We start from the raw sequence: 15,372 nt of genomic DNA, 5'->3' as shown, positions 1-15,372 counted from the left end.
TGGTCGTAAGCCGTGAAAAGCGAAGTTTCGCCTTTTTCAAAGTTTTTCGTATCATCTTAGACCCATTTCAGAACCTGATCGGAGACCGGTTTGATCTGTTCAAGATTGTCGCCGAATACGTTAACGTTGAGCGAGCTGCCGCCCATGCCGCCCATCATCAGCTCGGACATGTCTCCCCACTCGCCGACGGAGTACTGCATTTTATCCATATCTTCTTGGGCCAAAATGTATTTTTCAGCCTTCTCCATTTTCTCCTGGACATCTTCAAGGTGGGCGCCAGGGGCCGGAGAATAGGAACCATAACATATTTGTCTTCTTGCACTCTGGCAGGAAGCTCATGCCGTTGAGCGGATAAAGGAGCAAACTGCCTACCAGCAGGACTAAGGCAATGCCGAAAGTGATAAGCTTATGGGACAGGGACCATTTGAACATGATGACCTGGGCGCCATGACGGTCGCTATCGGCCGGACTTCTTCTATTAATGGTAGGAAGAAGCGCCGGGTTCATGTAAAATGGAAGGTAGAGCATTGGAACATGTAACGTAAGAAAAAGGGGTACGATATGAGACGCGGACTACAAATTATTTTAATCGCAGCTATCCTGTTTGCATTTTACTACTTCGGTTTCGGCATCTTCGGCAAATTCGGCGGGACGCTGGTTAGTATATTTCAGACCCTTACCGTTATTACGATCGGATTGGCGATCTTTATGGAGAACCGAAATCCTTCCAGCACGATGGCCTGGATTCTGGTACTTGCCCTGCTGCCGGTCGTAGGCTTGGTGCTGTATTTTTTGCTGGGACAAAATTATTTCAAACGGCGTAAATTCGACAAAAAGGCGGAATCGGACCGCAAAAGCTTTGAGCGGATTGACCATAAAGGCAACATGCTTCCCCGCGATCTGTCGCAGTTCACTCCCGGACAGCAGCGGCTGCTGCAAATGTCCCAGCGGATCGCCCGCACCCCGTTTTCCATGGCGAGCCGAACCCGGGTGCTGACCAACGGGGAGGAAACATTCTCGACCCTCCTGAAAGAGCTGAAGAAAGCCCAGCACCACATCCATATGGAATACTACATTTATCGGGCTGACGATATCGGTCGGGAGATTCAAAAAACGCTGATCGAGCGGGCGCGGGCCGGTGTCGAGGTCCGGTTCATGTTTGACGCGGTCGGAAGCATCGGGCTGCCGAAGCCGTTTATCAAAGAACTCAGGGATGCCGGTGTAAAGGTGGGGGTTTACGGCGAGGTTCGATTTTTGGCGCTTTCGAGCCGGGTGAATTACCGGAACCACCGGAAAATCGTCGTGATCGACGGAAATACCGGCTTTATCGGCGGGCTGAATGTAGGCGACGAGTATTTAAGCCGCAGCAAAACCTACGGTTTCTGGCGGGATACGCATATGCTGGTTAAAGGGGAGGCCGTCCGGTCGATGCAGATTATTTTTCTGCAGGACTGGCAATATGTCACCGGCGAAAAAATCATGGACCTGGAGTACTTGTCCCCCGAGCTAGAACAGGGTTGCAGCGGCGCGATTCAGATCGTTCCGAGCGGACCGGACAACGAGAGCAGCGCGTTGAAAAATATCTTTTTCGCCATGATTACGTCGGCTAAAAAGTCGGTCTGGCTGGCGACGCCCTACTTCATCCCCGATGAAGACATTTTAACCGCCCTGCGCGTGGCGGCCATGTCGGGAATCGATGTACGGATTTTGTTCCCGGCCAAACCCGACAAGTGGCTGCCGTTCTTGGCCTCTCACTCGTATTTCCCTTCCCTGCTGGAGGTGGGCGTGAAAATATACGAGTACGAAAAAGGATTCCTGCATTCCAAACTGCTCATCGTCGACGGCGAGGTGGCGACGGTGGGTACGGCAAATATGGACATGCGCAGCTTTCACCTCAATTTCGAGGTAAATGTGCTGCTCGTTCAGAATGACAGCATTGCCAAAATCGTCAAGGACTTCGAACGGGACCTGCTATCTACGAAACGGATCAAAAGAAAAGCGTTTATGAAGAAAAAAATCGTCGTCCGGTTAATGGAATCGGCCGCAAGACTGATGTCGCCGTTACTGTAACGGAAAGAAATTGAGTGGCCTTTTATTTAAAGGAAGGCGGTCGTTGTTTAGATGAGCAGGAAAGCGTTGATTGTCGGGGCAGGCTTTGGAGGTCTGTCCTGCGCCATTGAGCTCGCCATCCGGGGGTTCCGGGTAACCGTATTGGAACGCCAGCCCTGCGCGGGCGGCAAGCTGCAGCGTGTAGTTATCGACGGATACCGTTTCGACAGAGGGCCTACTACGATTGAGATGGCGCATGTATTTCAAAATTTATTCCGCCGTGCCGGACGGGATCTGAACGATTACGTCCGGCTGATTCCGCTGGAACCCAGGTCAAGAAGCGTGTTCACCGACGGCAGCGTCGTCGATCTAACCGGAGATGTGGAGTTCATGCAGCATCAGATCGGCACCTATAGCCCGGTTGATGCCCTGCATTACCCGGCGTTTATCCGGGAATCGCGCCAAATGCTGCGTTACGCCAGCGAACATATTCTCAATCGGTTGCCGCTGAGCCATCTGGAAAAATGGTGGCCCAAGATTTATGCGACGATGTGGGTGCCGGAGCTTCATCGTTCTCTTAACGGGCAGCTTCGCCGACATTTCAGGCATCCGAATACGCTGGCCATGTTTGGCAGGTATGCGGCCCGCGTCGGTTCATCGCCGTTCAAGGTTTCCTCCTTATGCGGAATGCTGGTGAGCAGTGAGGCCGATCAGGGGGTTTACACCGTTCGAGGCGGCACCTACGAGCTGATCGAGGCGATGAAGAAACTGGCGGAGGAGCTTGGGGTAAAGATCGAGACCGGAGTGGAAGTCACGCGGATCCGGGTTGTCGATCGCAAGGTTCATAGCATTGAAACGACGCAAGGGGACTATGAATCCCCGCTCGTCATCGTCAATGGAGATGCACTTTCCGTGAGTAAAAAACTGTTGGCGGAAAAAGACCGTCCCTCCCTGCCCGACCGGTTGATAACCTCGTTCGAGCCTTCCTTGTCCGCCTTTGTCCAGCTTGCCGGCGTTCCGGTCCGACTGGACAGGCTACATCATCATACGGTGTTTTTTTCGGAGAATTATGAGGAGGAATTTCATGATATCTTTGTCAAACGACGACCGCCAACCCGCCCGTCCGTTTACATTTGCAATTCTTCCTACTCGGAAGAAGGTGCCGCCCCTCCGGGCTGCAGCAATTTGTATATCATGACCCATACGCCGTATTTATCGGCGGATTGGGATTGGGGGCGGGAAGGAGAGGCTTATGCCGACACCGTGTTTTCTACCTTGCGGCGACATGGGCTGGGCGACATGATTCGGGGGCATGAATTAGCGCGTTACACGCCTGCCGACCTGGCCCGCGATACATTCTCTTACCGGGGAGGCATGTTCGGCATCACCTCTCACGGCTTCATGCAGGAACTGCGCAGACCCGGTAACCGCAGCAGGGACGTGCGAGGTCTTTGGTACGCCGGCGGCACGACGCATCCCGGTGGAGGCGTTCCTTTTGTGACGCTATCCGGCCAACTGGTGGCCGGATACATTGCTAAAAGCATCGTTTGATTATGGATATTCATGGATATGGAGACAGTTTTAATTGAGGCTGCTGCTTGAAGGAGGCATGAACATGGGAAACACATCACGGCGCAAGACCGAGCATATCCGGCTTTGCTTGGAAGAACAAGTAGGCGGAGAAGGGATTACCACAGGGTTTGAAAAATACAGGTTTCGCCATAATGCATTGCCGGAACTGAACTTTGACGAAATCAGCTTGACTACGACGTTTCTCGGCGCGGCCGTAAGGACGCCGCTGCTGATCAGTTCGATGACCGGCGGCAGCGAACTCGCCGGGCAGATTAACGACCGCCTGGCGGAAGCGGCGGAACGCCGGGGCTGGGCGATGGGAGTCGGCTCGGTCCGAGCCGCTGTCGAACGGGGAGAGCTGGCTCCCACGTTCGATGTCCGGCGCAAGGCACCGAGCATTCCGGTCATCGCCAATCTGGGCGCGGTCCAGCTTAGCTACGGTTTCGGCGCGGCGGAATGCCAGCGCGCCGTAGACATTGCCGGCGCGGACATGTTGGTGCTGCATTTGAACAGCCTGCAGGAGGTGTTCCAGCCGGAGGGGAACACCGCTTTTGGCGGTCTGCTCGCCCGGATCGAGGACGTGTGCCGGGCGCTGCCCGTTCCCGTCGGCGTCAAGGAAGTCGGCTGGGGCATCGACGGAGCGACGGCCAAACGGCTGAGGGAGGCCGGCGTGGCGTTCGTCGATGTAGCCGGCGCGGGCGGAACGTCCTGGAGCCAGGTCGAGAAGTTCCGCAGCGCCGACCCGGTGCGCCGCGCGGCCGCGGAAGCATTCGCGGATTGGGGCATCCCGACCGCGGAATGCATCCGCGAAGTGCGGGCGGCGGTGCCGGACGCCGCCCTGATCGGCAGCGGAGGCCTGAATACCGGCGTGGACGCCGCCAAAGCGCTGGCGCTTGGGGCGGATCTGGCCGGGTTCGGCCGGGCGCTGCTGGAACCGGCGGTGCACTCGGAGGAGCGGCTCGATGCGCTCCTGGAGCGCGTCGAGTTGGAGTTGCGCACCGCCATGTTCGGGATCGGCGCCGGGACGGTGCCGGCGCTGCGGAATACGCCGCGTCTGGTGCGGCGTGAGGTATAACCGGATTATTCTTATAAATCCGGGCAGATTACAATGAATTTTTCATTGCGTTTCTGAAACATTCCCATTATATTGAAGTTAGAAGCCTGGCCGCCGGCACGGCAACAGGAGCAACCTCCAGCGGCGGCACGGCAGCGACTGAAGAGCTCAGAGCATTTTCTGGACGGCTCTGAAGACTTCTGAAATAAAGGGGGAGATGTAATGAAAACATCGATTTGGAAATGGAATACCCGAACGGTGGTGACGATTGGGATCGGGGCGGAGTTGTACGGGGCGACGAGTTGGATCGGCATTCCGATCGCGCCGGATACTCAGCTTCGACCGGCCGTAGCATTGCTCGCGATCTTTGGTGCGCTGTTCGGACCTGTAGTAGGGTTTCTGGCCGGATTGATCGGCCATATCATCAACGATTTTCTTACCAGCGGTACCGTCTGGTGGGGCTGGGCGCTCGGATCCGGGATTACGGCGGCATTTATGGGGCTGGTTTATCTGTCCAAAGATTTTAACCCACAGGACGGAGCCATCCGGAAGAGCCACGTGATCCAGTTGTTGATTTACGGGCTGGTCGGGATTTTCGCTTCTCTCGCTTTCTCGGGATTGTTCGATATTTATGTCATGGGCGAACCGAACGATAAAATCGTCATTCAAACGGTATCCGCCGGATTGGCGAACTCAGCCGTATTCGTGATTCTCGGTATTCCTGCGGTTTGGGCGTACGCCAAACGCAACCGGAACAATACGAATTTGACGGTGGAGAGATAGGAGTAACCAGCGACTATGCAACCGGTGATTTCATTTCGGAATTTCAGTTTCCGCTACAAAAGTCAAACCCAGCCAACGCTGAAAAATATTGATCTGGACATTGCGCCCGGGGAAAAAATCTGGATTGCCGGACCGAGCGGCTCCGGCAAATCAACGCTAGCCCATTGTATCAATGGGCTTATTCCTTTTTCTTATGGGGGAGAGGTGTCGGGCGGGCTGTACATAAACGGCGAGGAAATGACCGAGCTAGGGATATTTGAGCGCAGCAGCAGTGTGGGCACCATTTTGCAAAATCCCGATGCCCAGTTTGTCGGGCAGACGGTAGGGGAAGATGTGGCGTTTCAAATGGAGAATGAGCAGGTTCCGCAATCGGAGATGAAAGCGCGGGTGATCACGGCTCTCGAACTGGTCGGCATGCTGGACTACGAGGGACAAGGTCCGCAGGATTTGTCAGGGGGGCAGAAGCAGAGCGTCTCCCTGGCCGGCGTGTTGTCGACCCAAGGAGATATTTTGCTGTTCGATGAACCGCTGGCCAACCTGGATCCAGCCAGCGGCGTCCGGGCGATGCAATTGATACAGGATATCCACCGGCGTGGGGAAACGACGGTCATTATCATCGAGCACCGGGTAGAGGATGTGCTTGCCCAGCCGATCGACCGGATCGTCGTAATGAACGAAGGGGAAATTGCCGCTGTAGGCTCTCCGGAGACTCTGCTGAGGGAAGGGCTGCTGCCCCGTTACGGCTTACGGCAGCCGCTCTACTTGAATGCGCTGGGGTATGCCGGCGTCGGGATCAGCGGGCTGACGGGACTCGGCACGCCGGAGGGAGTGCAAGTCTCCCCGGAGGACGATGCGGGGAACGGCGATATTGCGGGTAACGGAGATCATTCCGTGAAAGAAGGGATCCGCAGCCGGTTGGAGGCCTGGACGTCATCGGTTCATCATGATCCGGCGACGGCAGTAGGTCGAAACGCGGGAGCGCCGCTGCTCGAACTGCGGCAGGTCTCCTTCGCCTACGGTCCCGGTAGTGACGCCGTCAGCGGGGTCACGCTCTCCATCCACGAAGGAGAGCGGGTGGCTCTGTTAGGAAGCAACGGAGCGGGCAAGTCGACGCTGTCCGGCTTGATTACCGGCATTTTGAAGCCGCGCTCCGGGAAAATCGCCTTTCGGGGTGAGGATTTGAGCAGATGGTCCATCCGCCAAAGAGGCGCGGAAATCGGATATGTCATGCAAAATCCGAATCATATGATCACCCAACATATGATTCGCGACGAAATCGGGCTCGGTCTCATGGCAAGGGGAGTGCCCTCGTCGGAGCTGGAGCGCAGGACCGACGAAGCGCTGCGTATTTGCGGGCTATACCCTTACCGCAACTGGCCGGTATCCGGCTTGAGCTTCGGTCAGAAAAAAAGGTTGACCATCGCTTCGATTCTGGCGCTGGAGCCGAAGTTGATGATTCTCGACGAACCTACGGCGGGCCAGGATTATCGTCATTATACCGAATTTATGGATTTTATCGATGGGCTTGCCGATCTGGGGATGGCTTTTTTGTTTATCACCCATGACATGCATCTGGCGTTGGAATATGCGGACCGCGCCGTAGTCATGGCGGAGGGCCGGGTTATCGCCGCAGATCGGGTAGCGCCGATTCTCTCGGACAGCGGGGTGACAAGTAAGGCCCGCCTCAGGGAGACAAGCCTGTCGCGTTTCGCGAAAAGCTGGGGGTTGTCCTCGCCGGCTTCGTTCGTGCAAGCTTTCATCGACGCGGAAAAGAAGGTGAAACGAGCCGATGAGTAAAGCCGGTAGTCTGTACGTCGAGGGGAATTCTTTTTTTCACCGGCTCGACGGCGCCGTCAAACTGATCCTTCTCCTGGTATGGACCGGGGTCACCTTTCTGTTCCTCGACCTGCGGGTGTTCGCCGTAATGCTCGCCGCGGGCGTCGGCATGCTGCTTCTGGCCCGGATTCCGGTCAGGCGCATGGCGTTGTTGTTTTGGGTGTTGATGGTATTTACGCTGATCAACAGCATCTTCATTTTGATTATCACCCCCCGCTTCGGTTCAAGCCTGACCGGCAGCAATACGCCGCTGATTCCGGTCGGGTACGATACGATTAACGGGGAGACGCTCTTTTACGTTCTGACTTTATCCGCGAAGTATTTAACCCTGCTGCCGATCACGATGCTGTTCATTTTCACGACCCATCCGAGCCGGTTTGCGGCGAGCCTCAACAAATTGGGAATTCCCTACAAAATGGCCTATGCGGTCAGCATTGCGTTCCGGTATATCCCGGACCTGACCCAGGAGTTCAAAAACATCCTGAACGCCATGCAGATGCGGGGTCTGGGCATTTCGCGCGGGGACGGCAATTTGTGGCGCCGAATGAAAAACCTTTCGCTGGTCGTCGTGCCGTTGCTGCAGTCTTCGCTTCAGCACATCGAGTCGGTGTCGAACGCGATGGATCTGCGCGGTTTCGGCACCGGCGCGAAACGCACTTGGTACATGGGCACACGGATGTCGCGCAGCGACAAGCTCGTACTGTTGCTCTGTGTGCTGCTGTTGGGGGGAGCCATTTTGATGAAGGGACTTTGGGTGGAAAAGTTCTGGTATCCGTTTTTGTAAGCGGGCAAGTTGTCATTAAATCGTCAAGTCTTCAAAGCGTTAGCCGGTTATCCGGCTATTATATAATGAACCGGAGAGGAGGAATTTTTCATGGTTGAACTTAGAACGATGGATGACAGTGAGTTTCAGGCGTACCGGACCCGCACGGTGCATGACTATGCCGTCGAGAAAACGGTCGCAGGGACTTGGGGGGAAGAAGAAGCAGCCTCCCTATCCGAGCAAGCGATCAGCCAGTTGCTGCCGGAAGGCCTGGCGACGAAGGATGCCTTTTTGTACACGGTGCTTGATGCTGCTGAAGGAACCCCGATCGGAAATTTATGGGTCCAGTTCAGCGAAAGCAAGAAGGGCAGGGAGGCTTTTATTTTCGACATCGTCATTCATGAGGCTTACCAGGGAAAAGGATTCGGCAAACAGACGCTGCAGGCGTTGGATGAAAAAGCCCGGGAACAAGGGGCGGTCAGCATCGGCTTGCACGTATTCGGACACAATCGGAGGGCCTACGGCCTGTATCAAAAGATGGGCTACGAAACGACCGACATGGTAATGAGAAAAAAACTGTAATTCGAAAAAGGGAGCGCTTTGCAGGATAAGCTCTCCTTTTTTTTGGAGAATCCTTCAACTTATTTGGAGATGTCCTTGAAATCTGGCCGGGGGATAGGTACTATGGTTGAAGAAGATGAGCAATTTACAAGAATGAGGAGTTGTCATAGATATGGCTTTAAAGGCAGGAATTGTGGGCCTTCCGAATGTCGGGAAATCCACGCTGTTTAACGCGATTACCCAGGCGGGAGCGGAATCCGCCAACTATCCCTTTTGTACGATCGATCCGAACGTAGGGGTCGTTGAGGTTCCGGACGAACGCCTTGATAAACTGACTGAACTTGTCGTACCTAACCGTACAGTACCTACGGCATTCGAATTTGTCGATATTGCCGGGCTGGTTCGCGGGGCGAGCAAAGGCGAGGGACTGGGTAATAAGTTTTTGGCCCATATCCGTGAAGTGGATGCCATCGTGCATGTCGTTCGTTGCTTTGAGGATGAGAACATCACGCATGTCGACGGTAAAATCAATCCGATCAGCGATATCCAAACGATTAATCTGGAATTGATTTTGGCCGATCTGGACAGCGTGGAAAAGCGGATCGAACGTTCCCGCAAAAATATGAAGGGCGGCAACAAGCAATATGCGCAGGAAGTGGAAGTGCTGGAGCGCGTCAAAGAGGCGCTCTACAACGACCAGCCCGCGCGCAGCGTGGAGTTGTCGGACGACGAGAAGCTGATCGTTCGCGATCTGCATCTTTTGACGCTCAAGCCGGTGCTGTATGCGGCCAATGTCAGCGAAGACGGCGTTACGGAAGCGGATAGCAATCCGTTTGTGCAGCAAGTACGTGAATTTGCGGCGGCTGAAAATGCCGAAGTCGTGCCGATCAGCGCCAAAGTGGAAGCGGAAATCGCCGAGCTCGAAGGAGAAGACAAAGCGATGTTCCTGGAAGAACTCGGTTTGCAGGCTTCCGGCTTGGACCGCTTGATCCAGGCGGCTTACCGCTTGCTGGGATTATACACTTACTTTACAGCAGGGGTGCAGGAAGTGCGTGCCTGGACGATCCGCAAAGGAACGAAAGCGCCGGGAGCGGCAGGCGTTATCCACTCCGATTTCGAACGCGGCTTTATCCGCGCGGAAGTCGTTTCCTACAACGATTTGATGGCGGCCGGCTCGATGAACGCGGCGAAAGAACGCGGACAGCTGCGCCTGGAAGGCAAGGAGTACATCGTGCAGGACGGCGATGTGATGCATTTCCGCTTTAATGTATAAGCGTTAAATATATACGGGCTTGCCTTGACCGGGTGAGCCCGTATTTTTTTGGATAATTTTGTATTGCTGTAGCGGTTTGTATACTAAAGTCATTGATATCAGATAACGGAGGGAATTGAATGAGTTTGAATTATAACTTGGGCAGGAAGAGCCAACTGGATGCACGGGAGCTGATGCTTCTGGAATCCGAGGTCAAAAACAGAGGAAAGAATATGGTGATAGCCTATGTGCTCTGGTACTTCCTCGGCCTTTTCGGCGGCCACCGGTTTTATATGGGCAAGACGGGCAGCGCGGTTGCCCAGCTTGTTTTATCGATTACGGTAATCGGGATGATCGTTACGTCCGTCTGGTGAATTGTGGAAGCATTTCTGACCCACACTTGGGTGAAGGAAGAGAATGCGAAGCTTGAGAACCAGCTTATCGATCAATTTTGTACAACAGAGGCATTTCGCCGACCTATCCGATCTAATTCTTGAAATGCAAACAAGCCCCCGATTCATTATCGAACTCGGGGGCTTGTTTTGCCTGCGGGCAGGTCTTCGGAACGAACCGACTTTTCCCGCCCGGCCTCTGTTGTGGAATACAACCACACCGTGAATGAACAGCTAAGCAGAAGGATTAGTCCGACCAGTAAAAAGGCGGTTCCGAGGTTAACCATGGACGTGAATGCCCCGAACAGCAACGGGTTCATTAATTGGGCCGCCCGATTGGCCATGAGCCGGAGCCCGATGCCGAGCCCGCGTTCTTCGGGAGCGGTCGAGCTTGCGATCATGGACAGCGTCATAGGCTGATTGATGCCGAGCGCGAGGCCGGTGATCAGAACGAGCGCCATTAATGCGTAATAATTGGTCAGCAGCGGGGTGACGAACATTAATAGCAGCGAGACGGCGTAAGTAAGGATCAACAGCCGGGAGAAAGGAAGCCTGGCCATCAGCAGCGGATAAATCGGACGGACGAATACGGCGGACAGCGCCCCTGCCGAGACAAGCAACCCGACTTTGGTGTTCGACATCTCCAGCGATTGAAGCTGGATCGGCAAGTAAGTCGTCCGTACGTCCAGAATGAACAGCGAGATGAACGTCGTCAGCAAAATAACGGCAAAGTAACGGTTTTTCAACAAGGCTGCACATTGTTGGAAAAAAGCTGCTGTTTTGGCATGCCGGCCCTTATTTTCCGGCAGTCGGGAAATTTTTGTTAAAGCCGATCCCGCGGCGTCAGGAGCGGATTCTTTGCATCGCCAGGCGGTCAAAATGAGCAGAAGACTGGTGAGCGTGTATCCTGCAAAGACCACGGAATAGCCGTAATGATCCGACAAAAAACCCGATAAAACCGGGGCGATCATCTGGCCTAGCGCCATATAGAGGGAGAACGTGGCGAACCTGCTTTCGCTGCCTTGTTTCGGTCCTTCGGTTATCAGCACCTGAACCGCCAGCCAAACCGCCATTTGGCCGAGACCGGCCAGAAGCTGCGCGAGCGCCAGCAGTCCGGGGCCGGAGGACAGCCAGTAGAGCAGACCGCTCGCGAGCATGGTCACCGAGCCGATGCGCAGCACGAAGGTGCGCCCGAGCCGGTCGGCGATCAGGCCTCCGGGAATGGCGGCGATTAGGGGCATCAGGGAATAGACGGCCAATACGGCGCCGACCCCGATCCCTTCCATGCCGAGAGAAGAGGCGTACAGAGATATGATCGGGCGGGTCAACGAGAAAGCAAACCAGTACAGGCCGCAAGAAATCGAAATCCAAAGCGGATTGTAGAGAGAAGATGAAAAATGCGATGAGTGCTTGGACATGGCCGTACCTCCTATTGTTTGCGGCAAAGAAAACGGAGCCCCGTGAGAGAGGGCTCCGTATTGGATGCATTCCTGGCGGGATCAGGCTGTAACTTGAGGACTGCGGGCGGCGTTGAAGTCAATTTTATGATCGAACAATCCTTTTTCCGTTTGCTCCAGGTAAGTTATAGCTTCGGCGGTGCTGATTACATCGGCGTATTTGGCGTTCATATCGAATAGGTTGATCGCATGCGAGGCCTGGCCACGGTCGAACGTGCATTCTTCCACGACGCCGACATTGAGGTTACAAGAAAAGGCGTCGATGACGCTGGCACGGACGCAGCCGCCGGTCGTCGTGCCGCAAATCAGCAGGGTATCGATGCCGAGGTCGGTAAGAAAGCCGATGAGCGGGGTGCCGTGAAAGGCGGAAGGCTTCAGTTTTTCGATTACAATGTCGCTTGGCTGCGGGGCGATTTCGCGTACAATCTCGTTGCCGCCATAGCCGGGAACGCCGGCATTGTCTTCGGAGCGGGTGTTTTTGCGGTTCCAGCCGCCCCCGTCAAAACCGTCGGGACGCCGGTCGATGCCGGTGGAATAGAAAATCGGGATATGCTGTTCCCGGGCTGCTCCGAGCAGCTTCTGGATGTAAGGAATCGCGTTCCAGGCTTCCTCTCCGCAGCTGTTGCGCCAAGTCCGGATGGAATCAAGCACCGGCTCCTTGATATGTCCGCAGAAGGCGTAGCTGACGTCAATGACCAGCAGGGCGGGCCGCTTGCCGAACCCTCCTTTGGCGTCATAGCCCGCTCCACCGAAAACCAGTTTGTCCCGTTCCGTTAAAAAAGAGTCCCATATCCGCATATCTTACAACCTCCTTGGAAAAGTTGAGTTATTTTACAAACTGCGTATCGATAATGTCTCCATATCCGACGGCGTCGTCTTTCAAAAGCCCGGCAGCAAGTACGACCGACAAACCGGTAGTAACGGCTTCTTCGCTGATTTGTCCGGTGTATTCCCACATTTCATCTTCATAAGAACGGTTCAATGTGGTCTCCAACAGATCTTCAGCCATGGTCGGGAACTCCTGTCTTGCAATTTCCATACTTTCCTCGTGATTGTCTCTTAGAAACTCAAGTCCTTTTTGAATACCGGTAACGAACTTTTGCACCGTTTCAGGGTCATCCGTAATGCTGTCCTGCTTGATGTTAATCGTTGAATAAGCGTAGGGGCCAAGCTCTTGGGGGACATTGTAAAAAGGTTGGCCCCAAATGCCTTCCTGAATGCCCTGAGTCAGGACCGGCTCGGTGACAACCGCCACATCTCCCTGGCCCTGCTGCAAAATGGCCGGAATCGCCCCGTTATCCACCTCCTTCAGTGTGATATCCTTGTCCAGCTCATGCCCCCACTCCTTAGCCAAATAGCGGATGATGGAGTTGGGCGTTCCGCCGTATTGTGATACGGCGACGATTTTGCCTTTCATAAAAGCGGCGATGTCCGTACCTGGGTCGAGCCCGGAGCGGGCGACAAGATAAACATTGCCGCGGTTGACGATATTGACCACGGCGCGAAGCTCCGCGCCTTTGGCTTTGGCAAAAGCGTTATGCTCAGGTCCGCCGATGAAGCCGAAGGCCTGATCGGTGAGCACAGCGTTCGTATGGGCGCTCCCGCCCGACAGGGTGACCACTTTGACGTTGACGTCTTCGAAAAGTCCTTTGCGGATCGCGATGTACAGCGGGAGATAGCCCGTGCTATGCACCGGTTCGGCGATTACTAGCTCTTTGGTGCCGCCTGCCGCTTTGGCGGGTGTGGCGGTGTCCGGCTGAGAATTGGCCGCACTTTTGCCGCCGCAGGCGGACACGATGGCGATCATCGCCGCCAGGGCCAGGGTAAGTGTGATACGGGATAAACGGTGATTATGACGCATGGCTGCTTCCTCCCCAAACTCCTGTTTATTTTGTATGGATTTCTTTATTTCTGATGCATAAACCCTTTGAGCAGCATGGATTCCAGCTTGCCGATCAGTACGTACAACAGCATGGACAAGATGGACAAATTAAAGATATTAGCCCAAATGAGGCTGATTTCGTAGGTTTGACCGGCGTAAAAGATCATCCGGCCAAGCCCGCGCTCCGAGCCGATATATTCTCCGACGATAGCGCCGGTCAGCGCGAGTCCGATATTGATGCGCAGCGCGGAGATCATGGCCGGAATTGCCGTCGGAACGATCACTTTGCGGAATACTTGCATCCGTGACGCTCCGAGCGAGTAAACCATGCGCACAAGATCCTTGTCCACGCTGCGTACGCCGTTGTAGGTCGTTAGCGTGGTGATCACGACGGTAATCGCGAAACCCATGGCGATCTTGGAGCCGATGCCGATCCCAAACACAAGGACGATGATCGGAGCCAAGGCGAGTTTTGGCATCGCCTCAAACATGATGATGAACGGCTCGCAAATCCGGGCATAGTATTTGGACCACCAGAAGGACAGTCCAAGCAAGGTGCCGCCCAAGGTTCCCAGCAAAAAACCTATGACGGTCGAACGAAACGTGTACAGTGTGTCCTGCCAGACGGCCCCGGTTTGTACGCCGATCCACCAGGTGCGGGCGATTTCTACTGGCTGGCTCCAAAAGAACGAATTGATGAGCCCGGTCCGGGCTCCGATTTCCCAGAGCAACAGCATTATAAAAAATAGGGCAAACCGGCCGGCATTCACGGCCCAAGGTTTGGGAACAGCCATTTCATGCTTTAGCCAATTGGATTTGGGACGGGGAGCCGGGCGTCTGGCGGCTAGACCTCCGCCGCGGCTGCCTACCGCTTCAGCTTCATGGGACAATGTGCTCACTCCTTTCTGATTACCGTTCACGCCGCTTTATCCGGCGGCTTCCTGTTGATAAGCGCGCATCGTTTCTTCGGAAAGCGTCCGCAGGGCTTCTTCCTTCAACTCAATGAATTGTGGCGAAGTGATAATTTGCGGCTTGCGCGGCCGAGGGAGGTCGATCATCAAATGCCGCTTGATCGTGCCTGGCCGGGAAGTCATGATATACACCTCGTCCGATAAATAGATGGCTTCCTCCATATCGTGAGTGACGAACAAAATCGTCTTTTGGAAGTCATCCCATAAATCGAGCAGCCACTCCTGCATCATGGCCCGTGTCTGTGCGTCGAGCGCGCCGAAAGGCTCGTCCAGCAAAATAATTTCGCGATCATACATGATCGTGCGAAGCAGGGCGGCCCGCTGTCTCATTCCGCCGGAAAGCTGCGCGGGATAATGATGCTCGAACCCTTTTAGCCCGTATTTATAAAGAAGAGGCAAGGCTTTGGCTTTCGCCTCTTTTTTCGGGACGCCCTCGATTTCAAGACCGAGTATGACGTTGTCGAGAATGGTGCGCCAGGGCAGGAGTAAATCTTTTTGCAGCATATACCCGGTGATCCCGGTGAGCCCGTCAACCCGGTTGCCTCCGACATAGATGGCTCCCTCGGACGTTTCCACCAGGCCGGATATAATGTTGAACAATGTGGATTTGCCGCAGCCGCTCGGACCGACGATGCTGATAAAGCGGTGATTCGGAATTTGCATATGAATCGGTCCTAATGCGTTAACCGGCTTCCCGTCAGCCCCGAGATAGGTTTTGCTGACGTTTTCCAGCTCCATTTTATAAGCGTTCATCATTGCCACCTCCTTTGTGTTAAGTAGATAGTAATATATCTCACACA

At 54.7% G+C, this 15,372-nt stretch carries 15 protein-coding genes; 9 read left to right on the top strand and 6 right to left on the bottom strand.

Going from position 1 to position 15,372, the window contains the following annotated elements; all coding sequences use genetic code 11:
• Positions 1-56: 56 nt before the first annotated feature.
• The gene (locus DFP94_RS26425) at positions 57-248 is read right to left on the bottom strand and encodes a hypothetical protein (protein ID WP_342768252.1); all 192 of its coding nucleotides are present in this window, start codon (positions 246-248) and stop codon (positions 57-59) included.
• Positions 249-561: 313 nt separating this feature from the next.
• Between DFP94_RS26425 and cls the strand changes: the two genes are divergently transcribed.
• The 9 genes from cls to DFP94_RS15090 all read left to right on the top strand — a co-directional run bounded on the left by cls (position 562) and on the right by DFP94_RS15090 (position 10,244).
• The gene (gene cls / locus DFP94_RS15130; RefSeq protein ID WP_114497307.1) at positions 562-2,070 is read left to right on the top strand and encodes a cardiolipin synthase; all 1,509 of its coding nucleotides are present in this window, start codon (positions 562-564) and stop codon (positions 2,068-2,070) included.
• Positions 2,071-2,121: 51 nt separating this feature from the next.
• Positions 2,122-3,600 (top strand): phytoene desaturase family protein, encoded by a 1,479-nt coding sequence (locus DFP94_RS15125; RefSeq protein WP_114497306.1) that lies wholly within the window; start codon positions 2,122-2,124, stop codon positions 3,598-3,600.
• Positions 3,601-3,664: 64 nt separating this feature from the next.
• Positions 3,665-4,696 (top strand): type 2 isopentenyl-diphosphate Delta-isomerase, encoded by a 1,032-nt coding sequence (gene fni / locus DFP94_RS15120; RefSeq protein ID WP_114497305.1) that lies wholly within the window; start codon positions 3,665-3,667, stop codon positions 4,694-4,696.
• 201 nt (positions 4,697-4,897) lie between these two features.
• Positions 4,898-5,458, top strand: coding sequence for an ECF-type riboflavin transporter substrate-binding protein (locus DFP94_RS15115; RefSeq protein WP_114497304.1), 561 nt, complete (start codon positions 4,898-4,900; stop codon positions 5,456-5,458).
• Positions 5,459-5,473: 15 nt separating this feature from the next.
• Positions 5,474-7,255, top strand: a complete 1,782-nt coding sequence (locus DFP94_RS15110; protein WP_114497303.1) for an energy-coupling factor transporter ATPase — start codon at positions 5,474-5,476, stop codon at positions 7,253-7,255.
• Positions 7,248-8,078 carry an energy-coupling factor transporter transmembrane component T family protein gene (locus DFP94_RS15105; protein WP_114497302.1) on the top strand — a complete coding sequence of 277 codons (831 nt, stop codon included), beginning with the start codon at positions 7,248-7,250 and terminating at the stop codon, positions 8,076-8,078. Before DFP94_RS15110 ends, DFP94_RS15105 begins: the two co-directional genes overlap by 8 nt.
• 90 nt (positions 8,079-8,168) lie before the next feature.
• The gene (locus DFP94_RS15100) at positions 8,169-8,639 is read left to right on the top strand and encodes a GNAT family N-acetyltransferase (protein WP_245954848.1); all 471 of its coding nucleotides are present in this window, start codon (positions 8,169-8,171) and stop codon (positions 8,637-8,639) included.
• 151 nt (positions 8,640-8,790) lie between these two features.
• A complete protein-coding gene (gene ychF, locus DFP94_RS15095) occupies positions 8,791-9,891 on the top strand; it encodes a redox-regulated ATPase YchF (RefSeq protein ID WP_114497301.1) in 1,101 nt (366 codons plus the stop codon).
• 119 nt (positions 9,892-10,010) lie between these two features.
• The gene (locus DFP94_RS15090; protein ID WP_245954846.1) at positions 10,011-10,244 is read left to right on the top strand and encodes a TM2 domain-containing protein; all 234 of its coding nucleotides are present in this window, start codon (positions 10,011-10,013) and stop codon (positions 10,242-10,244) included.
• 146 nt (positions 10,245-10,390) lie between these two features.
• Here DFP94_RS15090 and DFP94_RS15085 read toward each other — a convergent pair whose 3' ends face one another.
• The 5 genes from DFP94_RS15085 to DFP94_RS15065 all read right to left on the bottom strand — a co-directional run bounded on the left by DFP94_RS15085 (position 10,391) and on the right by DFP94_RS15065 (position 15,325).
• The gene (locus DFP94_RS15085) at positions 10,391-11,680 is read right to left on the bottom strand and encodes an MFS transporter (RefSeq protein ID WP_114497300.1); all 1,290 of its coding nucleotides are present in this window, start codon (positions 11,678-11,680) and stop codon (positions 10,391-10,393) included.
• 81 nt (positions 11,681-11,761) lie between these two features.
• On the bottom strand, positions 11,762-12,517 hold the full coding sequence (locus tag DFP94_RS15080; protein WP_114497299.1) for an isochorismatase family protein: 756 nt from the start codon (positions 12,515-12,517) through the stop codon (positions 11,762-11,764).
• A 28-nt stretch (positions 12,518-12,545) separates the two neighbouring features.
• Positions 12,546-13,580, bottom strand: a complete 1,035-nt coding sequence (locus DFP94_RS15075) for an ABC transporter substrate-binding protein (protein ID WP_114497298.1) — start codon at positions 13,578-13,580, stop codon at positions 12,546-12,548.
• A gap of 44 nt (positions 13,581-13,624) precedes the next feature.
• Positions 13,625-14,491 carry an ABC transporter permease gene (locus tag DFP94_RS15070; RefSeq protein ID WP_245954844.1) on the bottom strand — a complete coding sequence of 289 codons (867 nt, stop codon included), beginning with the start codon at positions 14,489-14,491 and terminating at the stop codon, positions 13,625-13,627.
• Positions 14,492-14,527: 36 nt separating this feature from the next.
• Entirely contained in the window at positions 14,528-15,325 is a 798-nt protein-coding gene (locus tag DFP94_RS15065) for an ABC transporter ATP-binding protein (protein WP_114497297.1), read from the bottom strand.
• Between the last annotated feature and the right edge of the window lie 47 nt (positions 15,326-15,372).

Source organism: Fontibacillus phaseoli, from assembly GCF_003337355.1.
Classification (GTDB): domain Bacteria; phylum Bacillota; class Bacilli; order Paenibacillales; family Paenibacillaceae; genus Fontibacillus; species Fontibacillus phaseoli.
Note: the sequence above shows the minus strand (reverse complement) of the source record. Positions and strands in the feature narration are given on the sequence as shown.

Excerpts from the sequence above, each read along its gene's own strand:
- DFP94_RS26425 (WP_342768252.1), bottom strand. The coding sequence starts at position 248 with ATGGAGAAGGCTGAAAAATACATTTTGGCCCAAGAAGATATGGATAAA.
- cls (WP_114497307.1), top strand. The coding sequence starts at position 562 with ATGAGACGCGGACTACAAATTATTTTAATCGCAGCTATCCTGTTTGCA.
- DFP94_RS15125 (WP_114497306.1), top strand. The coding sequence starts at position 2,122 with ATGAGCAGGAAAGCGTTGATTGTCGGGGCAGGCTTTGGAGGTCTGTCC.
- fni (WP_114497305.1), top strand. The coding sequence starts at position 3,665 with ATGGGAAACACATCACGGCGCAAGACCGAGCATATCCGGCTTTGCTTG.
- DFP94_RS15115 (WP_114497304.1), top strand. The coding sequence starts at position 4,898 with ATGAAAACATCGATTTGGAAATGGAATACCCGAACGGTGGTGACGATT.
- DFP94_RS15110 (WP_114497303.1), top strand. The coding sequence starts at position 5,474 with ATGCAACCGGTGATTTCATTTCGGAATTTCAGTTTCCGCTACAAAAGT.
- DFP94_RS15105 (WP_114497302.1), top strand. The coding sequence starts at position 7,248 with ATGAGTAAAGCCGGTAGTCTGTACGTCGAGGGGAATTCTTTTTTTCAC.
- DFP94_RS15100 (WP_245954848.1), top strand. The coding sequence starts at position 8,169 with ATGGTTGAACTTAGAACGATGGATGACAGTGAGTTTCAGGCGTACCGG.
- ychF (WP_114497301.1), top strand. The coding sequence starts at position 8,791 with ATGGCTTTAAAGGCAGGAATTGTGGGCCTTCCGAATGTCGGGAAATCC.
- DFP94_RS15090 (WP_245954846.1), top strand. The coding sequence starts at position 10,011 with ATGAGTTTGAATTATAACTTGGGCAGGAAGAGCCAACTGGATGCACGG.
- DFP94_RS15085 (WP_114497300.1), bottom strand. The coding sequence starts at position 11,680 with ATGTCCAAGCACTCATCGCATTTTTCATCTTCTCTCTACAATCCGCTT.
- DFP94_RS15080 (WP_114497299.1), bottom strand. The coding sequence starts at position 12,517 with ATGCGGATATGGGACTCTTTTTTAACGGAACGGGACAAACTGGTTTTC.
- DFP94_RS15075 (WP_114497298.1), bottom strand. The coding sequence starts at position 13,580 with ATGCGTCATAATCACCGTTTATCCCGTATCACACTTACCCTGGCCCTG.
- DFP94_RS15065 (WP_114497297.1), bottom strand. The coding sequence starts at position 15,325 with ATGAACGCTTATAAAATGGAGCTGGAAAACGTCAGCAAAACCTATCTC.